At 65.3% G+C, this 14,917-nt stretch carries 20 protein-coding genes; 11 read left to right on the top strand and 9 right to left on the bottom strand.

Annotation, left to right across the window (positions count from 1 at the left end; all coding sequences use genetic code 11):
• The first annotated feature begins 80 nt into the window (after positions 1 to 80).
• The 3 genes from CBW66_RS26655 to CBW66_RS26645 are packed head-to-tail and all read left to right on the top strand — an operon-like array spanning position 81 to position 2,247.
• Positions 81 to 803, top strand: coding sequence for a GntR family transcriptional regulator (locus tag CBW66_RS26655; protein ID WP_086140658.1), 723 nt, complete (start codon positions 81 to 83; stop codon positions 801 to 803).
• Positions 784 to 1,539: an SDR family NAD(P)-dependent oxidoreductase gene (locus tag CBW66_RS26650; RefSeq protein ID WP_086140657.1), complete on the top strand. Its 756-nt coding sequence runs from the start codon at positions 784 to 786 to the stop codon at positions 1,537 to 1,539. The genes CBW66_RS26655 and CBW66_RS26650 overlap by 20 nt, the downstream gene beginning before the upstream one ends.
• A gap of 15 nt (positions 1,540 to 1,554) precedes the next feature.
• Positions 1,555 to 2,247, top strand: coding sequence for an aspartate/glutamate racemase family protein (locus tag CBW66_RS26645; protein ID WP_086140656.1), 693 nt, complete (start codon positions 1,555 to 1,557; stop codon positions 2,245 to 2,247).
• Here the strand turns inward: CBW66_RS26645 and CBW66_RS26640 are convergent, their stop codons facing one another.
• A complete protein-coding gene (locus CBW66_RS26640) occupies positions 2,248 to 2,730 on the bottom strand; it encodes a heme-degrading domain-containing protein (protein WP_086140655.1) in 483 nt (160 codons plus the stop codon). It abuts the gene before it with no gap.
• An 83-nt stretch (positions 2,731 to 2,813) separates the two neighbouring features.
• Here CBW66_RS26640 and alkB point away from each other — a divergent pair, with 83 nt between their 5' ends.
• Positions 2,814 to 3,476 (top strand): DNA oxidative demethylase AlkB, encoded by a 663-nt coding sequence (alkB, locus tag CBW66_RS26635; RefSeq protein WP_086140654.1) that lies wholly within the window; start codon positions 2,814 to 2,816, stop codon positions 3,474 to 3,476.
• Here the strand turns inward: alkB and CBW66_RS26630 are convergent.
• Genes CBW66_RS26630 through CBW66_RS26620 form a run of 3 tightly spaced genes read right to left on the bottom strand, consistent with a single transcriptional unit; the run spans position 3,448 to position 4,528 of the window.
• Positions 3,448 to 3,879: a hypothetical protein gene (locus CBW66_RS26630; protein ID WP_170933082.1), complete on the bottom strand. Its 432-nt coding sequence runs from the start codon at positions 3,877 to 3,879 to the stop codon at positions 3,448 to 3,450. The genes alkB and CBW66_RS26630 overlap by 29 nt on opposite strands.
• Before the next feature lie 37 nt (positions 3,880 to 3,916).
• Entirely contained in the window at positions 3,917 to 4,174 is a 258-nt protein-coding gene (locus CBW66_RS26625) for a hypothetical protein (RefSeq protein WP_086140653.1), read from the bottom strand.
• Between the two features lie 15 nt (positions 4,175 to 4,189).
• Complete coding sequence (locus CBW66_RS26620) at positions 4,190 to 4,528, bottom strand: winged helix-turn-helix domain-containing protein (RefSeq protein WP_086140652.1); 339 nt, start codon at positions 4,526 to 4,528, stop codon at positions 4,190 to 4,192.
• A gap of 127 nt (positions 4,529 to 4,655) precedes the next feature.
• On the opposite strand from CBW66_RS26620, the gene folE2 reads away from it, so the two are divergent.
• The 6 genes from folE2 to CBW66_RS26590 all read left to right on the top strand — a co-directional run bounded on the left by folE2 (position 4,656) and on the right by CBW66_RS26590 (position 11,187).
• A complete protein-coding gene (gene folE2, locus CBW66_RS26615) occupies positions 4,656 to 5,567 on the top strand; it encodes a GTP cyclohydrolase FolE2 (RefSeq protein ID WP_086140651.1) in 912 nt (303 codons plus the stop codon).
• Between the two features lie 33 nt (positions 5,568 to 5,600).
• Complete coding sequence (locus tag CBW66_RS26610) at positions 5,601 to 5,783, top strand: hypothetical protein (protein WP_086140650.1); 183 nt, start codon at positions 5,601 to 5,603, stop codon at positions 5,781 to 5,783.
• 84 nt (positions 5,784 to 5,867) lie between these two features.
• Complete coding sequence (gene blaOXA / locus CBW66_RS26605) at positions 5,868 to 6,686, top strand: class D beta-lactamase (protein ID WP_086140649.1); 819 nt, start codon at positions 5,868 to 5,870, stop codon at positions 6,684 to 6,686.
• Positions 6,683 to 7,078, top strand: a complete 396-nt coding sequence (locus CBW66_RS26600) for a hypothetical protein (RefSeq protein WP_086140648.1) — start codon at positions 6,683 to 6,685, stop codon at positions 7,076 to 7,078. Before blaOXA ends, CBW66_RS26600 begins: the two co-directional genes overlap by 4 nt.
• A gap of 74 nt (positions 7,079 to 7,152) precedes the next feature.
• The gene (locus CBW66_RS26595) at positions 7,153 to 9,606 is read left to right on the top strand and encodes a penicillin-binding protein 1A (RefSeq protein WP_086140647.1); all 2,454 of its coding nucleotides are present in this window, start codon (positions 7,153 to 7,155) and stop codon (positions 9,604 to 9,606) included.
• A gap of 39 nt (positions 9,607 to 9,645) precedes the next feature.
• Positions 9,646 to 11,187: a cryptochrome/photolyase family protein gene (locus tag CBW66_RS26590; RefSeq protein WP_086140646.1), complete on the top strand. Its 1,542-nt coding sequence runs from the start codon at positions 9,646 to 9,648 to the stop codon at positions 11,185 to 11,187.
• A 27-nt stretch (positions 11,188 to 11,214) separates the two neighbouring features.
• On the opposite strand, the gene CBW66_RS26585 is transcribed toward CBW66_RS26590, so the two are convergent.
• The 4 genes from CBW66_RS26585 to CBW66_RS26570 form a co-directional block, all read right to left on the bottom strand.
• Positions 11,215 to 11,949: a hypothetical protein gene (locus tag CBW66_RS26585; protein ID WP_139841796.1), complete on the bottom strand. Its 735-nt coding sequence runs from the start codon at positions 11,947 to 11,949 to the stop codon at positions 11,215 to 11,217.
• Positions 11,946 to 12,512, bottom strand: a complete 567-nt coding sequence (locus tag CBW66_RS26580; protein WP_086140680.1) for a hypothetical protein — start codon at positions 12,510 to 12,512, stop codon at positions 11,946 to 11,948. Before CBW66_RS26580 ends, CBW66_RS26585 begins: the two co-directional genes overlap by 4 nt.
• A 79-nt stretch (positions 12,513 to 12,591) precedes the next feature.
• Positions 12,592 to 12,879, bottom strand: a complete 288-nt coding sequence (locus tag CBW66_RS26575) for a putative quinol monooxygenase (protein ID WP_086140644.1) — start codon at positions 12,877 to 12,879, stop codon at positions 12,592 to 12,594.
• A 121-nt stretch (positions 12,880 to 13,000) separates the two neighbouring features.
• Positions 13,001 to 13,573, bottom strand: coding sequence for an FMN-dependent NADH-azoreductase (locus tag CBW66_RS26570; RefSeq protein WP_086140643.1), 573 nt, complete (start codon positions 13,571 to 13,573; stop codon positions 13,001 to 13,003).
• A 162-nt stretch (positions 13,574 to 13,735) separates the two neighbouring features.
• Between CBW66_RS26570 and CBW66_RS26565 the strand changes: the two genes are divergently transcribed.
• Positions 13,736 to 14,131 (top strand): helix-turn-helix domain-containing protein, encoded by a 396-nt coding sequence (locus CBW66_RS26565; RefSeq protein ID WP_086140679.1) that lies wholly within the window; start codon positions 13,736 to 13,738, stop codon positions 14,129 to 14,131.
• A 194-nt stretch (positions 14,132 to 14,325) separates the two neighbouring features.
• Here CBW66_RS26565 and CBW66_RS26560 read toward each other — a convergent pair.
• Positions 14,326 to 14,917: TolC family protein (locus CBW66_RS26560; RefSeq protein ID WP_139843070.1), on the bottom strand; the 592-nt coding region annotated here is incomplete at its 5' end.

Here is a 14,917-nt window from a genome sequence, read left to right as displayed (position 1 = left end):
TCTGCGGCGCACGCCTGAAAAAACACTGTTTTTCACATTGATGTATGATGCATCATAATTTCAAAAGATCAAAAATACGCATGAACCACCAATTGGACAGCCTCGCGCACGTCAACCTGGGCAAGTCCGTGTACGCGATGCTGCGCGAGGCGCTGGCGGCCGGGCGCTACCAGCCGAACGACCGGCTGCGCATCCGCGAACTGGCGCTGCAGCTGGGCACCAGCGTCACGCCCGTGCGCGACGCCATGCTGCAGCTGGTGCAGGAAGAGACGCTGGTGCTGCGCTCGGCGCGCGACTTCCGCGTGCCCGTGCTCGGCGTGGCGCGCTACTTGGAAATCCGCGCGCTGCGGCTGGAACTGGAAGGGCTGGGCGCGTTCGAGGCGGCGCAGCGCATCGACGCCGCCACCCTGGCCGAGCTGGAGCGCCTGCTGCAGGCGAACGAAGAGGCGATTGCGCGGCACGATTTGCCGGCGGCCCTGCAATGCAACCAGGCATTTCACCTGGGCCTGGCGCAGGCGGCCGGCATGCCGACGTTAAAACGCTTCGTCGACCATCTTTGGATGCAGACGGCGCCGCTGATCGCCGCCGGCTATGCGGCCTTTACGCCCGATATGCGTGTCGGCCACCACCGCGCCATCATAACGGCGCTGCGCCAGCGCGACGGCGCGGCCGCGCGGCGCGCCATCGAACAGGACATTCTCGACGGCGGCACGCAGATGCTGGCGTATGTGATGCGCCAGGAGCGCATCCACGCCGGCGCAACACAACCAGACGAGGAAGCACATGACGCAGAACACGCATAATACTGAACAGAAAACCGCCATCGTCACGGGCGCCAGCCGCGGCATCGGCCACGCCGTGGCCGAACGCTTCCGCAGCCTGGGCTGGCGGGTCATCACCGTCTCGCGCAGCCCGATACCGGGCGGCTGTCCGCGCGCCCAGGAGCACAACACGCATGTGTGCATGGATCTGTCGGACCTGAGCCAGATCGGGCAGATGGTCGACACCTTGCGCCCCATGCTGGGCGACTCGAAGTTGCACGCGCTGGTGAACAACGCCGGCGTGTCGCCGAAGGGGCCGGGCGGTTCGCGCGTCAATTCGCTCACCACCGACATGCGGACGTGGCAGGAAATGTACAACACGAATTTCTTTGCGCCGCTGGCCCTGACGCGCGGCTTTGCGCAGGAATTGTCGAACGCGCACGGCTCCGTCGTGAACCTGTGCTCGATCGCAGGCTACCGCGTGCACCCGTTTGCGGGTTCGGCCTACGCCAGTTCGAAGGCGGCGCTGGCCTCGCTGACACGCGAAATGGCCAACGACATGGCGCCTTTGAACGTGCGCGTGAATGCCATCGCGCCGGGCGAGATCGACACGGCGATTTTATCGCCGGGCACTTCGCACATCGTCGACACGCAAATCCCCCTGCGCCGCCTGGGCACGACGGCCGAAGTGGCGGATCTGGTGGAATTCCTGTGCAGCGAGCGCGCCTCGTATATCACGGGCGCGGAAATTCCCATCGACGGCGGCCAGCGTATTTAATCCAGGAGGAGAATCATGAGCAAACATATCGGCATCGTCGGCTGCTCGGCCGAAGGCGCGGCCCTGTGCTACCGCACGATTTGCGAAGAGGGCGCGCATGCGCTGGGGGCGTATGAACATCCGGAAGTGACGCTGCACACGCCGCCGCTGGCGCGCTATGTGGCTTGCCTGAATGCGGGCGACCTGGCCGGCGTGGCCGAACTGATGCTGGCGTCGGCGCACAAGCTGGCGGCGGCGGGCGCCGATTTCCTGATCTGCCCCGACAACACCATCCACCAGGCATTCGACATGATGGCGCCCCGTTCGCCGCTGCCCTGGCTGCATATCGCCGACGTGGTGGCCAGCGAGGCGGCGGCGCGCGGCTGCCAGCGCGTGGGCTTGACGGGCACGCGCTGGCTGGTCGACAGCGCCGTGTATCCGGACAAGCTGGCGGTGCGCGGCATCGATTGCGTGCGGCCGGGCGAAGACGAGCGCAGCGAAATCAACCGCATCATCATGGAAGAACTGGTGCCGGGTGTGGTCAAGCCGGACAGCGTGGCGCGCTTCCAGGCCATCATCGGCGGCTTGCGCGAGCAGGGCTGCGACGCCGTCATCCTCGGCTGCACGGAAATCCCGCTGATCATCAGCGACGCCAATTCGCCGCTGCCGACCCTGGACTCGACGCGCCTGCTGGCGCGCGCGGCCTTGCGCCGGGCGCTGGCAGCCTGATTATCTGTTCAGCTGCGTGTCCAGCTGCGCCTGCAGGGCGGCCACCACCAGCGCGTGGTCGTCCGCCTGCGCCAGGCCGGACACGGTGACCGTGCCGACCAGTCCCACGCCGCGTATCAGCAGGGGGAAGGCGCCGCCGTGACCCGCGTACTCGACGTCGTCGAGGTATTTCACGTCTTCGAAGGTGCTGCCGCGGCTTTTATACGAGATGCCCATGTAGTAGGAGCTGCGGCAAAAGCGCTGCACCGTATTGTTCTTGCGGCGTATCCAGTCGGCCTGGTCCGCCGTGGCGCCCGTCATGGCGTGGTGGAACAGGACCTGGCCGTTGCGCATGATGTTGACGGTGACGGCCTTGCCCCGCTTGCGCACTTCTTCGACGATCCACAGGCCCACGGCCAGCGCCGCATCGTTGTCGAAGCGTTCGAATTGCAGGGATTCTTCCTGTTGCGCGAGGGTGTGCAGCAAATCGGCGTAATGATCCATCGTGGAGGCGGGTGGGAGTGGCTGGAAGCGCTACTGTAGCGCAGCATGGGGGCTTTTTGTGTAATGCGGCTAAAATAGGCGGCATGAACCTGTCCCTGTTTGCCGATGAGGACGACGTCCCGGCCGGACCGGTGCCGCTGGTGCCCGGCTCGTCCGCGTCGGTCCTGCTGCGCCGTTTTGCGCTGCCGTATCTGCCCGAGCTGCTGCCGGCGCTGGACGCCATCGTGCTGGCCGCGCCCCTGCGCCACATGGCCACGCCGGGCGGTTTGCGCATGTCCGTGGCCATGAGCAATTGCGGTGCCCTGGGCTGGGTCACGGATGGGCGCGGCTACCGCTATGCGCGGCTCGATCCCGCCAGCGGCGTGCCCTGGCCGCCCATGCCGCCCGTATTCCTGCGCCTGGCGCGGGAGGCGGCGCTGGCGGCCGGCTATCCGGGCTTCGCTCCCGACGCCTGCCTCATCAACCGCTATGCGCCCGGTGCGCGCATGGCCCTGCACCAGGACCGCGACGAATGCGATTTCAACGCGCCCATCGTTTCCGTCTCGCTCGGTTTGCCCGCCACCTTTTTGTTCGGCGGCGCCGAGCGCGGCGACAAGGCGGCGCGCATCGCGCTGCTGCATGGCGACGTGGTGGTGTGGGGCGGCGCCGACCGCCTGCGCTTCCATGGCGTGGCGCCGCTGAAAGAGGGCGAACACGCGCTGCTGGGCGCGCAGCGCATCAATCTGACGTTTCGCAAGGCTGCCTGAGCTGGCGCCCCGGCGTGGCCGGCTTGAGGACGTAGTGCGCATGGACATAACGCCACGGAATGGCCAGGTAGACCAGCACCACGAACGCGCATTCAAACGCGGTTGCCGCGGTGGCGGGATCGATCTGGCCGTGCAGCCATTGCGGCAGCGGTACGAGCAGCAGCCAGATGGTCTTCCACAGCGCCTCCCACAGCAGCAGGGGCAGCATCTGCAGCGGATAGCGCAAGCCCAGCAAACATAGCAGCGAAAACGCGGCCAGCATGCAGTTGACGGTGCCCCGCGCCAGTTCCCACGGCGCGTGCGGCGTGACGATGCCGGGCCACAGCACGCTGCCCAGCCCCAGGACAACCAGCAGATACATGGCGCGCAGCGCATACAGACGGGCGGTCGATACGGTATTCATGGTGCGGTCTCCTGGTCGCGGGGTGGCTATGAAAGGTTTACTCGACTTCCTTGAGTATCGTTTCCAGGCTGCCCAGGCGTGCCTGGATCTGCGCCACCGAGTCGTTCAGCGCGGCCAGCGACGCAGCCGTTTCCATCTGCGCGGCGGCCATGGACCTGGCCAGTTCCTGGTAGGCGCCGTCCTGCGCCAGCCGGGCGCGCGCCTGCACGATGCCGGACGTATATTTGAGAGCGAAGATGATGACGGCGGCCGTGCAGGGGAAGAAGAAGGCGGCGAAGAAGATATTTTCAGACATGATGACCTCTACAGTTCAGGATTGATCCGGGTTGTGGGTGAGCGAAGACGCCGCCGCGGCAATGCTGGCCGGCGTCAGCAGCAATTCAAATGGGCTGGCCTCGAAGTAATTGAGGGCCTTGCCGTCGTGCGACAGCTCCAGCTGGCTGGTGACCAGTCCCGCATGCTCCAGCTTTTGCAGGTGCAAATGCAGCAGGGGCCGGCTGATGCCCAGGTCGCGCGCCAGCTGGCTGATGTAGTTGCGCCCGCCATTGGCCAGGGCCGCGATGATGCGCAGCCGGTGCGGATTGTCGAGCGCCGCCAGCATGGCCAGCAAGCGCTCGCCGCTGGGGAGGGGTGTATTTGTATCTGTCATGTGTCAACATTATCTGACATGTGTTAGTCAGTCAAGAAGAATGATGGTAGCCCGTTAATGCAAGATACTTGCAAATACGTCGGCTTTTCTGCATGATATGCAGCTTGTTTGCATATGGAGCCATGATATGAAGCGCGATTCCCTTTCTTCGCCCTTGCCCGACGTGGCGGCTGGCCCTCATCTGGGCAGTCCCTTGCCGCTCGAATGGGTGGGCATGCAGGGCATCGCCTTGCCGCTGTGGCTGGAAGAGGGCGGGCAGGCGCAGCAAGTACATGCCTGGGCCGACGTGCAGGTCGATCTGCCCGACCCGCAAGTGAAAGGCATTCACATGTCGCGCCTGTATCTGCTGCTCGATGCGTTTGCCGCCGCGCAGCCGCTCGATGCCGGTGCGCTGGCCGCCGTGTTGCGGCGCATGGTGGACAGCCACGCCGATTGCGGCAGCACGCAGGCGCGCCTGGCGCTGGCGTTTCCGTTGCTGCGGCGCCAGCCGGCGCTGCTGACGGCGGGGCTGTCGGGCTGGAAATCGTATCCTGTGCGCCTGCAGGCCAGCTGCTCGCCGCAGGGCTTTGCGCTGTCCCTGACGGTGGAGATCGGCTATTCGTCGACCTGTCCCTGTTCTGCGGCGCTGGCGCGGCAGCTGCTGGCCGATGCCTTTGCGGCGCGGTTCGGTGCGGGCGGCATCGACGGCGCCGCCGCGCACGCCTGGCTGCAGGAGCATGCGAGCCTGGCCACGCCGCACAGCCAGCGCAGCACGGCGACGGTCACCTTGTCATTGGAGGAACAGGCGGAACTGGAGCTGTTTCCCCTGATCGACCTGGCGGAGGCCGCGCTGGCGACGCCCTTGCAGACGGCCGTGAAGCGGGCCGACGAACAGGCGTTCGCGCGCCTCAATGGTGCTAATCTGACGTATGTGGAAGACGCGGCCCGTCGCGTGCAGGCGGCGCTGGCGCCGCATTATGCGCAGGCGCGTGTTACCGTACGGCATATGGAAAGCCTGCATCCGCACGATGCCGTGGCGCAGGCGGGCCAGCTTGCCTGAGCTTTTCACTCAACCACCGTGGAGGAAGACCGCATGCCGGAGAACATCACGCAGGACCCTGGCGAAGACAGCCTGGAAGAGGAACTGGAGCGCGAGCGGCGCGAGCATGCGCTGATCGACGAGGAAAAGCTGGGCATGGACGAGCTGGAGGAGGAGCGCCTGAAGAGGGAACATCTGAAGCGCGAGCGCCAGCCGGGCGCGCCGGCGGCGCGCTAGCGCACGCGCTGTATCAGCGCTGGCATCGCGCCGCGCCGCCCGGTACAATTTCGCTTTGTCCTTCTCCCCCAACCCCGGAGGCCCATGAAATATCGCGCATTCTTCCCGTTCATCCTCGGCCTGACAGGCGCCGTGCTGGCCGCCTCGCCAGCTCAGGCCGCCACCATCTGCACCGCCATGGCCGACGCCAAAACGGGCGCCGTCCTGCTGCAGGAGGGTAATTGCATCGACCGCGTTACCCCCGCGTCCACGTTCAAGATCGCCCTCAGTCTGATGGGCTATGACGCCGGCTTCCTCAAGGACGAGCACAAGCCCAGCCTGCCATTCCGCCAGGGCTATGTGGACTGGGGCGGCGAAGCGTGGCGCCAGGATACCGACCCGTCGCGCTGGATGCAGTATTCCGTCGTCTGGTATTCGCAGCAGATCACGCAGGCACTGGGCGCCGAGCGCTTCCAGAAATACGCCAAGGCTTTGCGCTATGGCAATGCGGATGTGTCGGGCGACCCGGGCAAGGACAACAGCCTGGAGCGCTCGTGGATCAGCTCTTCGCTGAAGATATCTCCGCTGGAACAGCTGGGTTTCTTGCGCAAGCTGGTCAACGATCAATTGCCCGTCACCAAACAGGCGATGGAGCAGACGCGGCGTCTGACCCTCCTGGCTGATGTGGACGGCTGGCAAGTGCATGGCAAGACGGGAGCCGCCTTCCCGCGCAAGGCCGACGGCAGCTTCGACGAAGCGCACGGTTACGGCTGGTTCGTGGGCTGGGCCAGCAAGGGCGGGCGCAGCATCGTCTTCGCGCGCCTGGTGCAGGATGAGCAGAAGGGCCAGCAGTCCGCAGGCTTGCGCACGCGCGCAGCCATGCTGAAAGAATTGCCGGCCCTGCTGGAGCAGGCGCAGAAGTGACGGCCAGCATCGTCGCCGCCACCTTCATCGCCACCGGGGGCGATTACCTGGAAGCGGTCATTGAGGTGGCCGGCCAGCGCCTGCATGTGATGGACGAGTTCGGCGGCGGGCAACTGGCCGCCGGCACGCAAGTCCAGCTCGAACTGTGGCCCATGGCCAGCGAAATGGACGACTGGGACGCCATCTTCCGCGCCAATCCCGGCCAGGAAAAGCGCCTGCTGCGCCTCGATGGCTGGCGCTACCTGGCGCTGGGCGTCGTCACCCAGGTCGATCCCGTCGTCTGCGACTGCGGCCTGCTGCAGCTGGAAAATCCGTTTACCACGCACGACGCGCGCTGCGTGGGCGCGTATGTCGGCGTCACGTTGGCGCGCCTCGATGCTTGCCTGGCGTAAATTCCGGCCCGCTTGCTTGCCCGCCCTATATACTTGCTGAAACGGATAATCCGGCATCAGACAAGGTTAGAAGCATGGCATCAGGCATGGAGCGGTTTCAGGAAAAAGCACGGCAGGCGTTCATATGGGCGCGCGCGCAGCTCGTTCGCGTGGCGGGAGTGGCGTGGGTCAAGGCTGTGGCGTTGTACCGGCGCGGTCACGCGCACTTGATGACCCTGCCGCCCGTGCGGCGCGCGCTGGTGCTGGCGCTATGGTCGTTTTTGGCCCTGCTGGCGCTGCTGATCTTGTACATGCTGCTGCTGATTCCCCTGACACCGAGCATCCACGACTTGCGCCAGGCGCGCGCGGCCGCGCCGACCACCATGGTCAGCGCCGATGGCAAGGAACTGGCCCGCTTCGACCAGGGCTTGCAGGAACGGGTCACCTTAAAACAGATTTCGCCGAACGTGATCAGTGCCTTGATCTCGACGGAAGACCACCGTTTCTACGCACACCACGGTGTCGATTTCACGCGCACGGCGGGCGCCATCCTGCACACGGCGGGCGGCAATCCGCAGGGCGGTTCCACCATCACGCAGCAGCTGGCGCGCAATATGTTCCCCGAGGAAATTGGCCGTTCGCGCAGCCTCAACCGCAAGCTGAAGGAACTCATCACGGCCCTGAAAATCGAGGCCACCTACAGCAAGACGGAAATCTTGGAAGCGTATTTGAACACCGTCCCTTTCCTGTACAACACCTACGGCATCGAAATGGCGGCCCGCACCTACTTCGACAAGCCCGCCTCGCGCCTCGACATTCTGGAAAGCGCCACCCTGGTCGGCATGCTCAAGGGTACGAATTACTACAATCCTGTCGGCAATCCCGAACGTTCCTTGCAGCGCCGCAATGTGGTACTGGGGCAGATGCGCAAGCACGACGTCATTGACGAGGCGCGCTACAAACAGCTGATCAAGCGCCCGCTGCGCCTGCATTTCGAGCGCCAGAGCGAGCGGGCGCAGTCGGACAGCCACTTCACGGCCTATGTGCGCAAGTGGCTGATCGAGTGGGCCGACGAAAACGACTACAACCTGGAACTCGACGCGCTGGTGGTGCATACCACGCTCGACCACGATTTGCAGCAGGCGGCCGAGCGCGCCGTCGAGCGCCAGGCGAATGCCTTGCAGGCGATCGCCGACGTGGAATGGAGCCGCGCCGGCGTGCCGTCGTCCACCTCGACGGGCATGTACGCGGGCATGCAGGGCGGCAGCGTGGCCTTCGACTACTTCTGGAAATCGCATCCGGCCCTGCTCGACGCCTTCGTGCGCGAGTCCGGCGACTACCGCAAGCTGACGGCGGCAGGCAGCACGCCCGAGGCCGCGCTGGCGCAGCTGAAGGGCGACCGCGCCTTCATGGCGGCCCTGCGCAAGTCGAAGACGCGGCTGGAAGCGGGCTTTGCCGCGATGGACCCGGCCACGGGCGCCGTGCGCGCCTGGGTGGGCAGCCGCGACTTCGCGCGTGAACAGTTCGACCACGTATCGCAGGCGGCGCGCCAGCCCGGTTCCACCTTCAAGCCCATCGTGTATGGCGCGGCGCTGGAAAAGGGTTTAAGCCCTGACCACGTCTACCGCGATGAAGTGATGGATATCAAGGCGTCCGATGGCACGAAATGGCGCCCGACGGACATGAGCGGCACCACGGGCCGCGACATGACCATGCGCGATGGCCTCGTGTTTTCGAAAAACACCATCACGGCGCAAGTGATGCAGGATGTCGGCTTGCCGCCGATCATCAAGCTGGCGCGCGCGCTCGGTATCCGCGACAGCAAGCTGGAAAAAGTGCCGTCGCTGGCGCTGGGCACCAGTCCCGTCACTTTATTGGAAATGGTCAACGCCTACGCCAGCATCGCGGCCCAGGGCGAAGCCCGTTTGCCGTTCGTCGTCACGCACATCACGGACCGCGAAGGCAAAGTCATCGCCCGCTTCGGCGAAGACAAGCCCAAGCGCGCCATGCAAGCCGCATCGGCCGCCACCCTGACAGACATGATGCGTGGCGTGATCGACCGCGGCACGGGCACGGCCATCCGCAGCCGCTTCGGCATCCGTTCCGACGTGGCCGGCAAGAGCGGCACCACGCAAAACAATGCGGACGGCTGGTTCATCCTGATGCACCCGGAACTGGTCGGTGGCGCCTGGGTCGGTTTCAATGACGCGCGCGTCACCATGCGCAGCAATTACTGGGGCCAGGGCGGCCATAACGCCGTGCTGGTGGTGGGCGACTTCTTCAAGACGGCGCTCGATACGGGCAAGCTGTCGCGCGACGCCATCTTCCCCGGCGGCAAGCCACCGCCGCCGCTGCGCCATGTGGAACCCGTCGAGGAACCGCAGGATGAACCGGTGGAAGAGCCGGGCGATCTGCTGCCGGAAGGCGCGCCGGCCGCGCCGCTGGCCATGCCGCCCGAAGGCGAGGGCGGACAGGAAGCGCATGGCAAGGCGGTGCCGGAAGCTACGCCGGTGCCGGCGCCTGCACCACAGCCGGCGCCGCAAGGATAAGCGCCGCCGCCGCGCATTTACGCATTGCAAAGAATAACCATGACTACACCGACGCCCATATTGCGCCTGATACTCGGCGACCAGCTCAATGCACAGCACCGCTGGTACACCGAGGTCGATGACGCCACCATCTACGTCATGATGGAAGTGCGGCAGGAAACCGATTATGTGCTGCATCATGCGCAGAAAATCCTCGCGATCTTCGCCGCCATGCGCGACTTTGCACGCCAGCTGCGCCAGCTCGGCCACACGGTGCATTACATCGCCATCGGCGACGCGGACAGCGCGCGCTCGCTGCCGGAGAATATCGAAGCGCTGATTGCCCGCCATGGCGCCGCCGCCGTCGAATACCAAGCGCCCGACGAATGGCGGCTCGACCAGCAGCTATATGAGGCCGGACGACGCTCGGCCATTCCGTGGCGGATGGTCGACAGCGAGCATTTCTATACGGCCCGCCACGAGGCGGCCGATATTTTCGCCGGTCGCAAGCAATGGCTGATGGAGTTTTTCTACCGCCAGATGCGCAGCACGCACCGGGTGTTGATGGAAGACGCGAAAAACCCCGTTGGCGGCCAGTGGAACTTCGATCACGACAATCGCAAGCCCTGGCGCGGCACGCCCGCCGAACCACCAGACCCGCGCACCGTGCATGACCATTCCGCGCTATGGCAAAGCATCGTCGCCGCTGGCGTGAAGAGCTTTGGCGCACCCCATGCCGACCGCCTGCCATGGGCGCTGAACCGGGAGGAGGCGCTGCGGCAGCTCGACGCCTTCATCGAGCGGGCCTTGCCGTATTTCGGCGACTTCCAGGATGCGATGAGCAGCAAGGCGTGGCGTCTGTTTCATTCCCTGCTGTCGTTTGCGCTGAACGTCAAAATGCTCAACCCGCGCGAAGTCGTTGACAGGGCGCAGGCCGCGTATCAGGCCGGCCATGCGCCGCTGGCCGCGGTCGAGGGCTTCATCCGCCAGATCCTGGGCTGGCGCGAATACGTGCGCGGCGTCTACTGGGCGCATATGCCCGGGTACGCCGAGAAGAATTTCTTTGGCCACACACGCCCGCTGCCCGCATGGTTCTGGGATGGCAAGACGAAGATGCAGTGTGTGTCAACGGCGATTACCCAGTCGCTGGAACAGGCGCATGCGCATCATATCCAGCGCCTGATGGTGATCGGCAACTTCGCGCTGCTCGCCGGCCTCGATCCGGCCGAGGTCCACGGCTGGTACCTGGGCATTTATATCGACGCCTTCGAATGGGTGGAGCTGCCCAATACCGTCGGCATGAGCCAGTTCGCCGATGGCGGGCTGCTGGCCACCAAGCCGTACGTCTCCAGCGCCGCGTATATCGACCGCATGGGCGATTACTGCAAAGGCTGCCATTACGACAAGAAGGCGCGCATCGGCGAGCGCGCCTGCCCCTTCAATGCGCTGTACTGGGATTTTTTCCACCGCAATGCAGCCACCCTGGAACGCAATCCCCGCATCGGCATGGCATACCGCCAGCTGGAGAAGATGGACGCGGAAACAATCGCCGCTTTCCGGCAGCAGGCGGCCGCCATGCTGGCCAGGCTCGATGCGCTGTAAGACAGGGTAATGGGGCAGGCGATACGCCTAGACGGTATTGCGCCGCAAGCCCGCTTCCCGCACGAACACCTGCAGCGCGGGCATGGTCTGCTGGTGCAGTGCTTCCAGTTCCGTGCGCAACATGGGTGTGATGGTCAGGCTGCCGTCCGCCTGGTGGTGCACGGGCAGGCCCAGCGCCTGTGCCATTTCCACCGGATAATTCGTAAAATCGCCATACGGCCGCTTGCCGTCGACGGACGGCGTGGGCCAATAGCCTTCGGCCAGGTAATCTTCCGCGCCCATGCCCAGCATTTCCAGCGATAGCCACGACTGCTGGCGCAGCACTATCAGATGCCGGGTGGTCAACGTGAACGACGCCTTGCCGTAGGCATAGCTGCCCGGTTTCAGATTTGCCATCTGTACGAAGTGGGGCAGCAGCAAGGCCGCTTCCATCAGGCGCTGCGCGGCCAGCGCCGCATCCTTGCTGGCGATGGCCTGCATGGCCAGTGCCAGCGTATCGCCTTTTCCCAGCGGATAGGCCGGATTGAGCATGGGCGCGCCGCTTTCCACGGGCGACCAGCCGATATTGAAACGCCGTATCAGCGCCAGATGGTGCACATTGAGCACCTTGGGCAGCGGCGCGTCCAGGGTGGTCAGGATGCGCTGGCGCACGGCGCGGGGCAGGCCGTTGTCTGCCGCGCGCGCGAGCACGGGCGAGCACAGCAGAATGCCGGCGAGGCGCAGCAGCTGGCGGCGCAGGGGCTGGATCAGGCGTGGCATCACGGCGCGGTCAAGTCCTGGCGCTGGAATTCGATGCGGTTTTCCTGGTAGTCCCACTTGGTGTAGGGGCCGAACACGCGGCGGTTTTCCTTGCTGTCGGCATTCGACGTTTCGCGCTTCATGCGCCGCACCAGCGCGGGGTCGACGAGCGGCTCGGTCGTCGCGCCGAAGACTTCATGCCGCACGCTTTGCTTGGCGTCGGCGCCGCGCGAAATGATGGTGAGCTTGCGCGTGGCGGGATCGAAGTACAGGCGCATGGCGAAGGTATTCATGTCCTGCAGATACAGGCCATTGTCGCGCCACTGGGCATAGTAATAATCGCCGCAGACGGCCTTCGGTTCGCGTTTCCATTCGCAGGCGAGCAGGATCAGCAAGTGACGCTCATCGAGCTGCTTGATCGAAATACGGCCCTTGGAATAGCCCCAGTTGCTGGGCGGCACGGTCTTTGACGAGAGCAGATTGTATTCGCCCGTCAGATTGGGCATGGGCGCTTGCGCGGAGGCGCTGGCGCAGAGAGTCAGGGCGGCTGCCGCTGCGGCGGCGCGTATGCAGGAAAATGGAATCATGATGGCCATAAAGAAAAGTTGCCACATTATAGATGGCAACTTGCCAAGATGGCCGCGCGCTTGCGCAGCGCGCCGGTTGTTACTTCAGCTTGCTCAATTCCGCTATGTCGATGTTGACGACCTTGTCGCCCACGGCGGCGACCAGGGTCTTGAAGTGGGGCGTCGCTTCATGCGCCGTGTGGGCTGCCTTGTCCATCCATTCTTCCAGCATGATGAAGCGCGTGGGAATCTTGTTGTCGAGGTGCAGCTCGTAGCGCAGGCAGGCGCTTTCCGCGCGGCTGGGCGGCACGACGGCTTCCAGCGCGGCGCGCACGGCATCCGTATGTTGGGCTTGGGCATCGATGGTGGCGACGATGATCAGGGTCATGGTGGTCCTTGTAAAGTGGGGGGGCGGGTGCAGCTTGGCGTAGTTTGCCCGTTCCTGTCCGCGATGCCCAGCCTGGCTGCGCCGAAACAGTTTCCGCCGCAGCCAGATAATCAAGCTGAACCTATGCTGCCTGCAGCGCGCCGATCTGCTCGAAGGCCGCCGTCAGCGCCTGCGCCCTGGCTGCGTCGCTGACCTTGACGCCTTCAGCGCGCACGATCTCGATCTGCTCGATGCCGAGGAAGCCGAGGAAGGCGCGCAGATGGCTTTCCTGGTGTTCCAGAGCGGCCAGCGGCGTGTCGGCGCCATAGTAGCCGCCGCGCGTCGAGGCGATGATCACGCGCTTGGCGCCCAGCAAGCCTTCCGGGCCGTGGGCGCCGTACTGGAAGGTCTTGCCGGGCACGGCCAGCGCGTCGAGCCACGATTTGAGCTGGCTGGGAATGGCGAAGTTGTACATGGGCGCGCCGATGACGATGACGTCGGCGGCCAGTACTTGGTCCAGCGCGGCGGCAAGGATTGCCCCGTCGGCGGCGCCGGGGGCGGCCGTAAATTGCGGCAAGGGCTGGGCGGCCAGGTCGCGGTAGTGGACGGTGGCGCCGGGCGCGGCCGCTTGCAGGCGGGCGGCGATGGCGGCGGTCAGTTGGCGGCTGACGGAATGCTCGCCAAGGATGCTGGAATCGATATGCAGGATGTTCATGCTTGCCTTCTTGGATGGTATGATCGGGTGGTATTTTTTTGTAACCGGGTTAAATATAGTGACTATCAAATGAACGCACAAGAAGGCACTTTTTCCACACTGGGGCACACGGATGTGACTATGGGCGAGGTGGCCGCGCGCGGGGCCGAGCTGGAAAAGCGCATGCGCGACCATGGCGGCCATGCGGGCGTGGCGGACGCGTGCCGCCCGATCACGGACATCCTGACCCGCGTGGGCGACAAATGGAGCGTGATGGTGGTGATGTTGCTGGGCAATGGCACCAAGCGCTTCAACGAAATGCGCCGCCTGATCGGCGGCATCTCGCAGCGCATGCTGACATTGACCCTGCGCGGTCTTGAGCGCGACGGCCTTGTGACGCGCACGGTGTTTCCCACGGTGCCGCCCCGCGTCGATTACGCCTTGACGGACCTGGGGCGTTCGCTATTGATCCCCATCAGCGCGCTGGGCGCCTGGGCCTACGGCCACCGCGACGCCATCGATGCGGCGCGGCTGGCCTTCGATGCCAGGGCTGATGCGGGCGCGGCGCCAGGCAGCTAGATTGGTTCGATCACGGCCAGCATGTCATTGCCATCGGCATCCATGCTTTTTCCAAGAAGCCCATGCTGGCATAGAACTGTTTCGCGTTGGCATTGCCTGGCTTGTGGCAGATTTCGATGCTGCGCGCATCCGGTCGCGCGCGGATTTTCGCCAGCGCCAGACAGCGGTGGAACGGGTATGGCTGCCGTCCGCATTTACCTGGCGGCCATCGCCTGCATGTCGGCCTGCGGCGCCTGCCAGCCGCCGCCCAGCGCCCGGTAGGTGGCGACAGCAGCGCGCGCAGACGCCGTTTGCGCCTGTTCGCGCGCGTCTGCTGCGCGCAGCAGGCGGGAGTCGGCCTGCAGCACGTCAAGGCGGCTGACCACGCCTTTTTCGTAGGCGGCCAGCGAGGCGGCACGGGCGCGCTCGAGCGATTCCACGCTTTGCGCCAGTAAACTAGCTTGCTCTTCGTGGCGCAGCAGGGCCGAGCCGGCGTTTTCCACGTCTTCGGCGGCATGCAGCGCCGCGAGCCGGTAGGCCGCCAGCAGCTCGGCTTCCTGGCCGCGCGAAGCCTCGATCTGCGCGTCGATGCGGCCGAAATCGAACAGGCGCCAGCGCAGGCCCAGCATGCCGGCGGCCTGGCCGGAGCCGCTGCCGAACAGGGCGCCGCCTGCCGTGGCGCTGCCCAGCAGGGCGCCCAGGCTCAGTTTCGGGTAGTACTCGGCAACGGCCGCACCGGTGCGCGCGCTGGCGGCGGCCAGGCGCCGTTCGGCGGCGATCAGGTCGGGCCGGCGCCGCAGCAGTTCG

It is taken from the genome of Janthinobacterium sp. GW456P, assembly GCF_002127655.1.
In the GTDB taxonomy this organism is placed as follows: Bacteria; Pseudomonadota; Gammaproteobacteria; order Burkholderiales; family Burkholderiaceae_D; genus Janthinobacterium.
The sequence above is the reverse complement of the archived record's forward strand: the minus strand, read 5'-3'. Positions and strand labels throughout refer to the sequence as shown.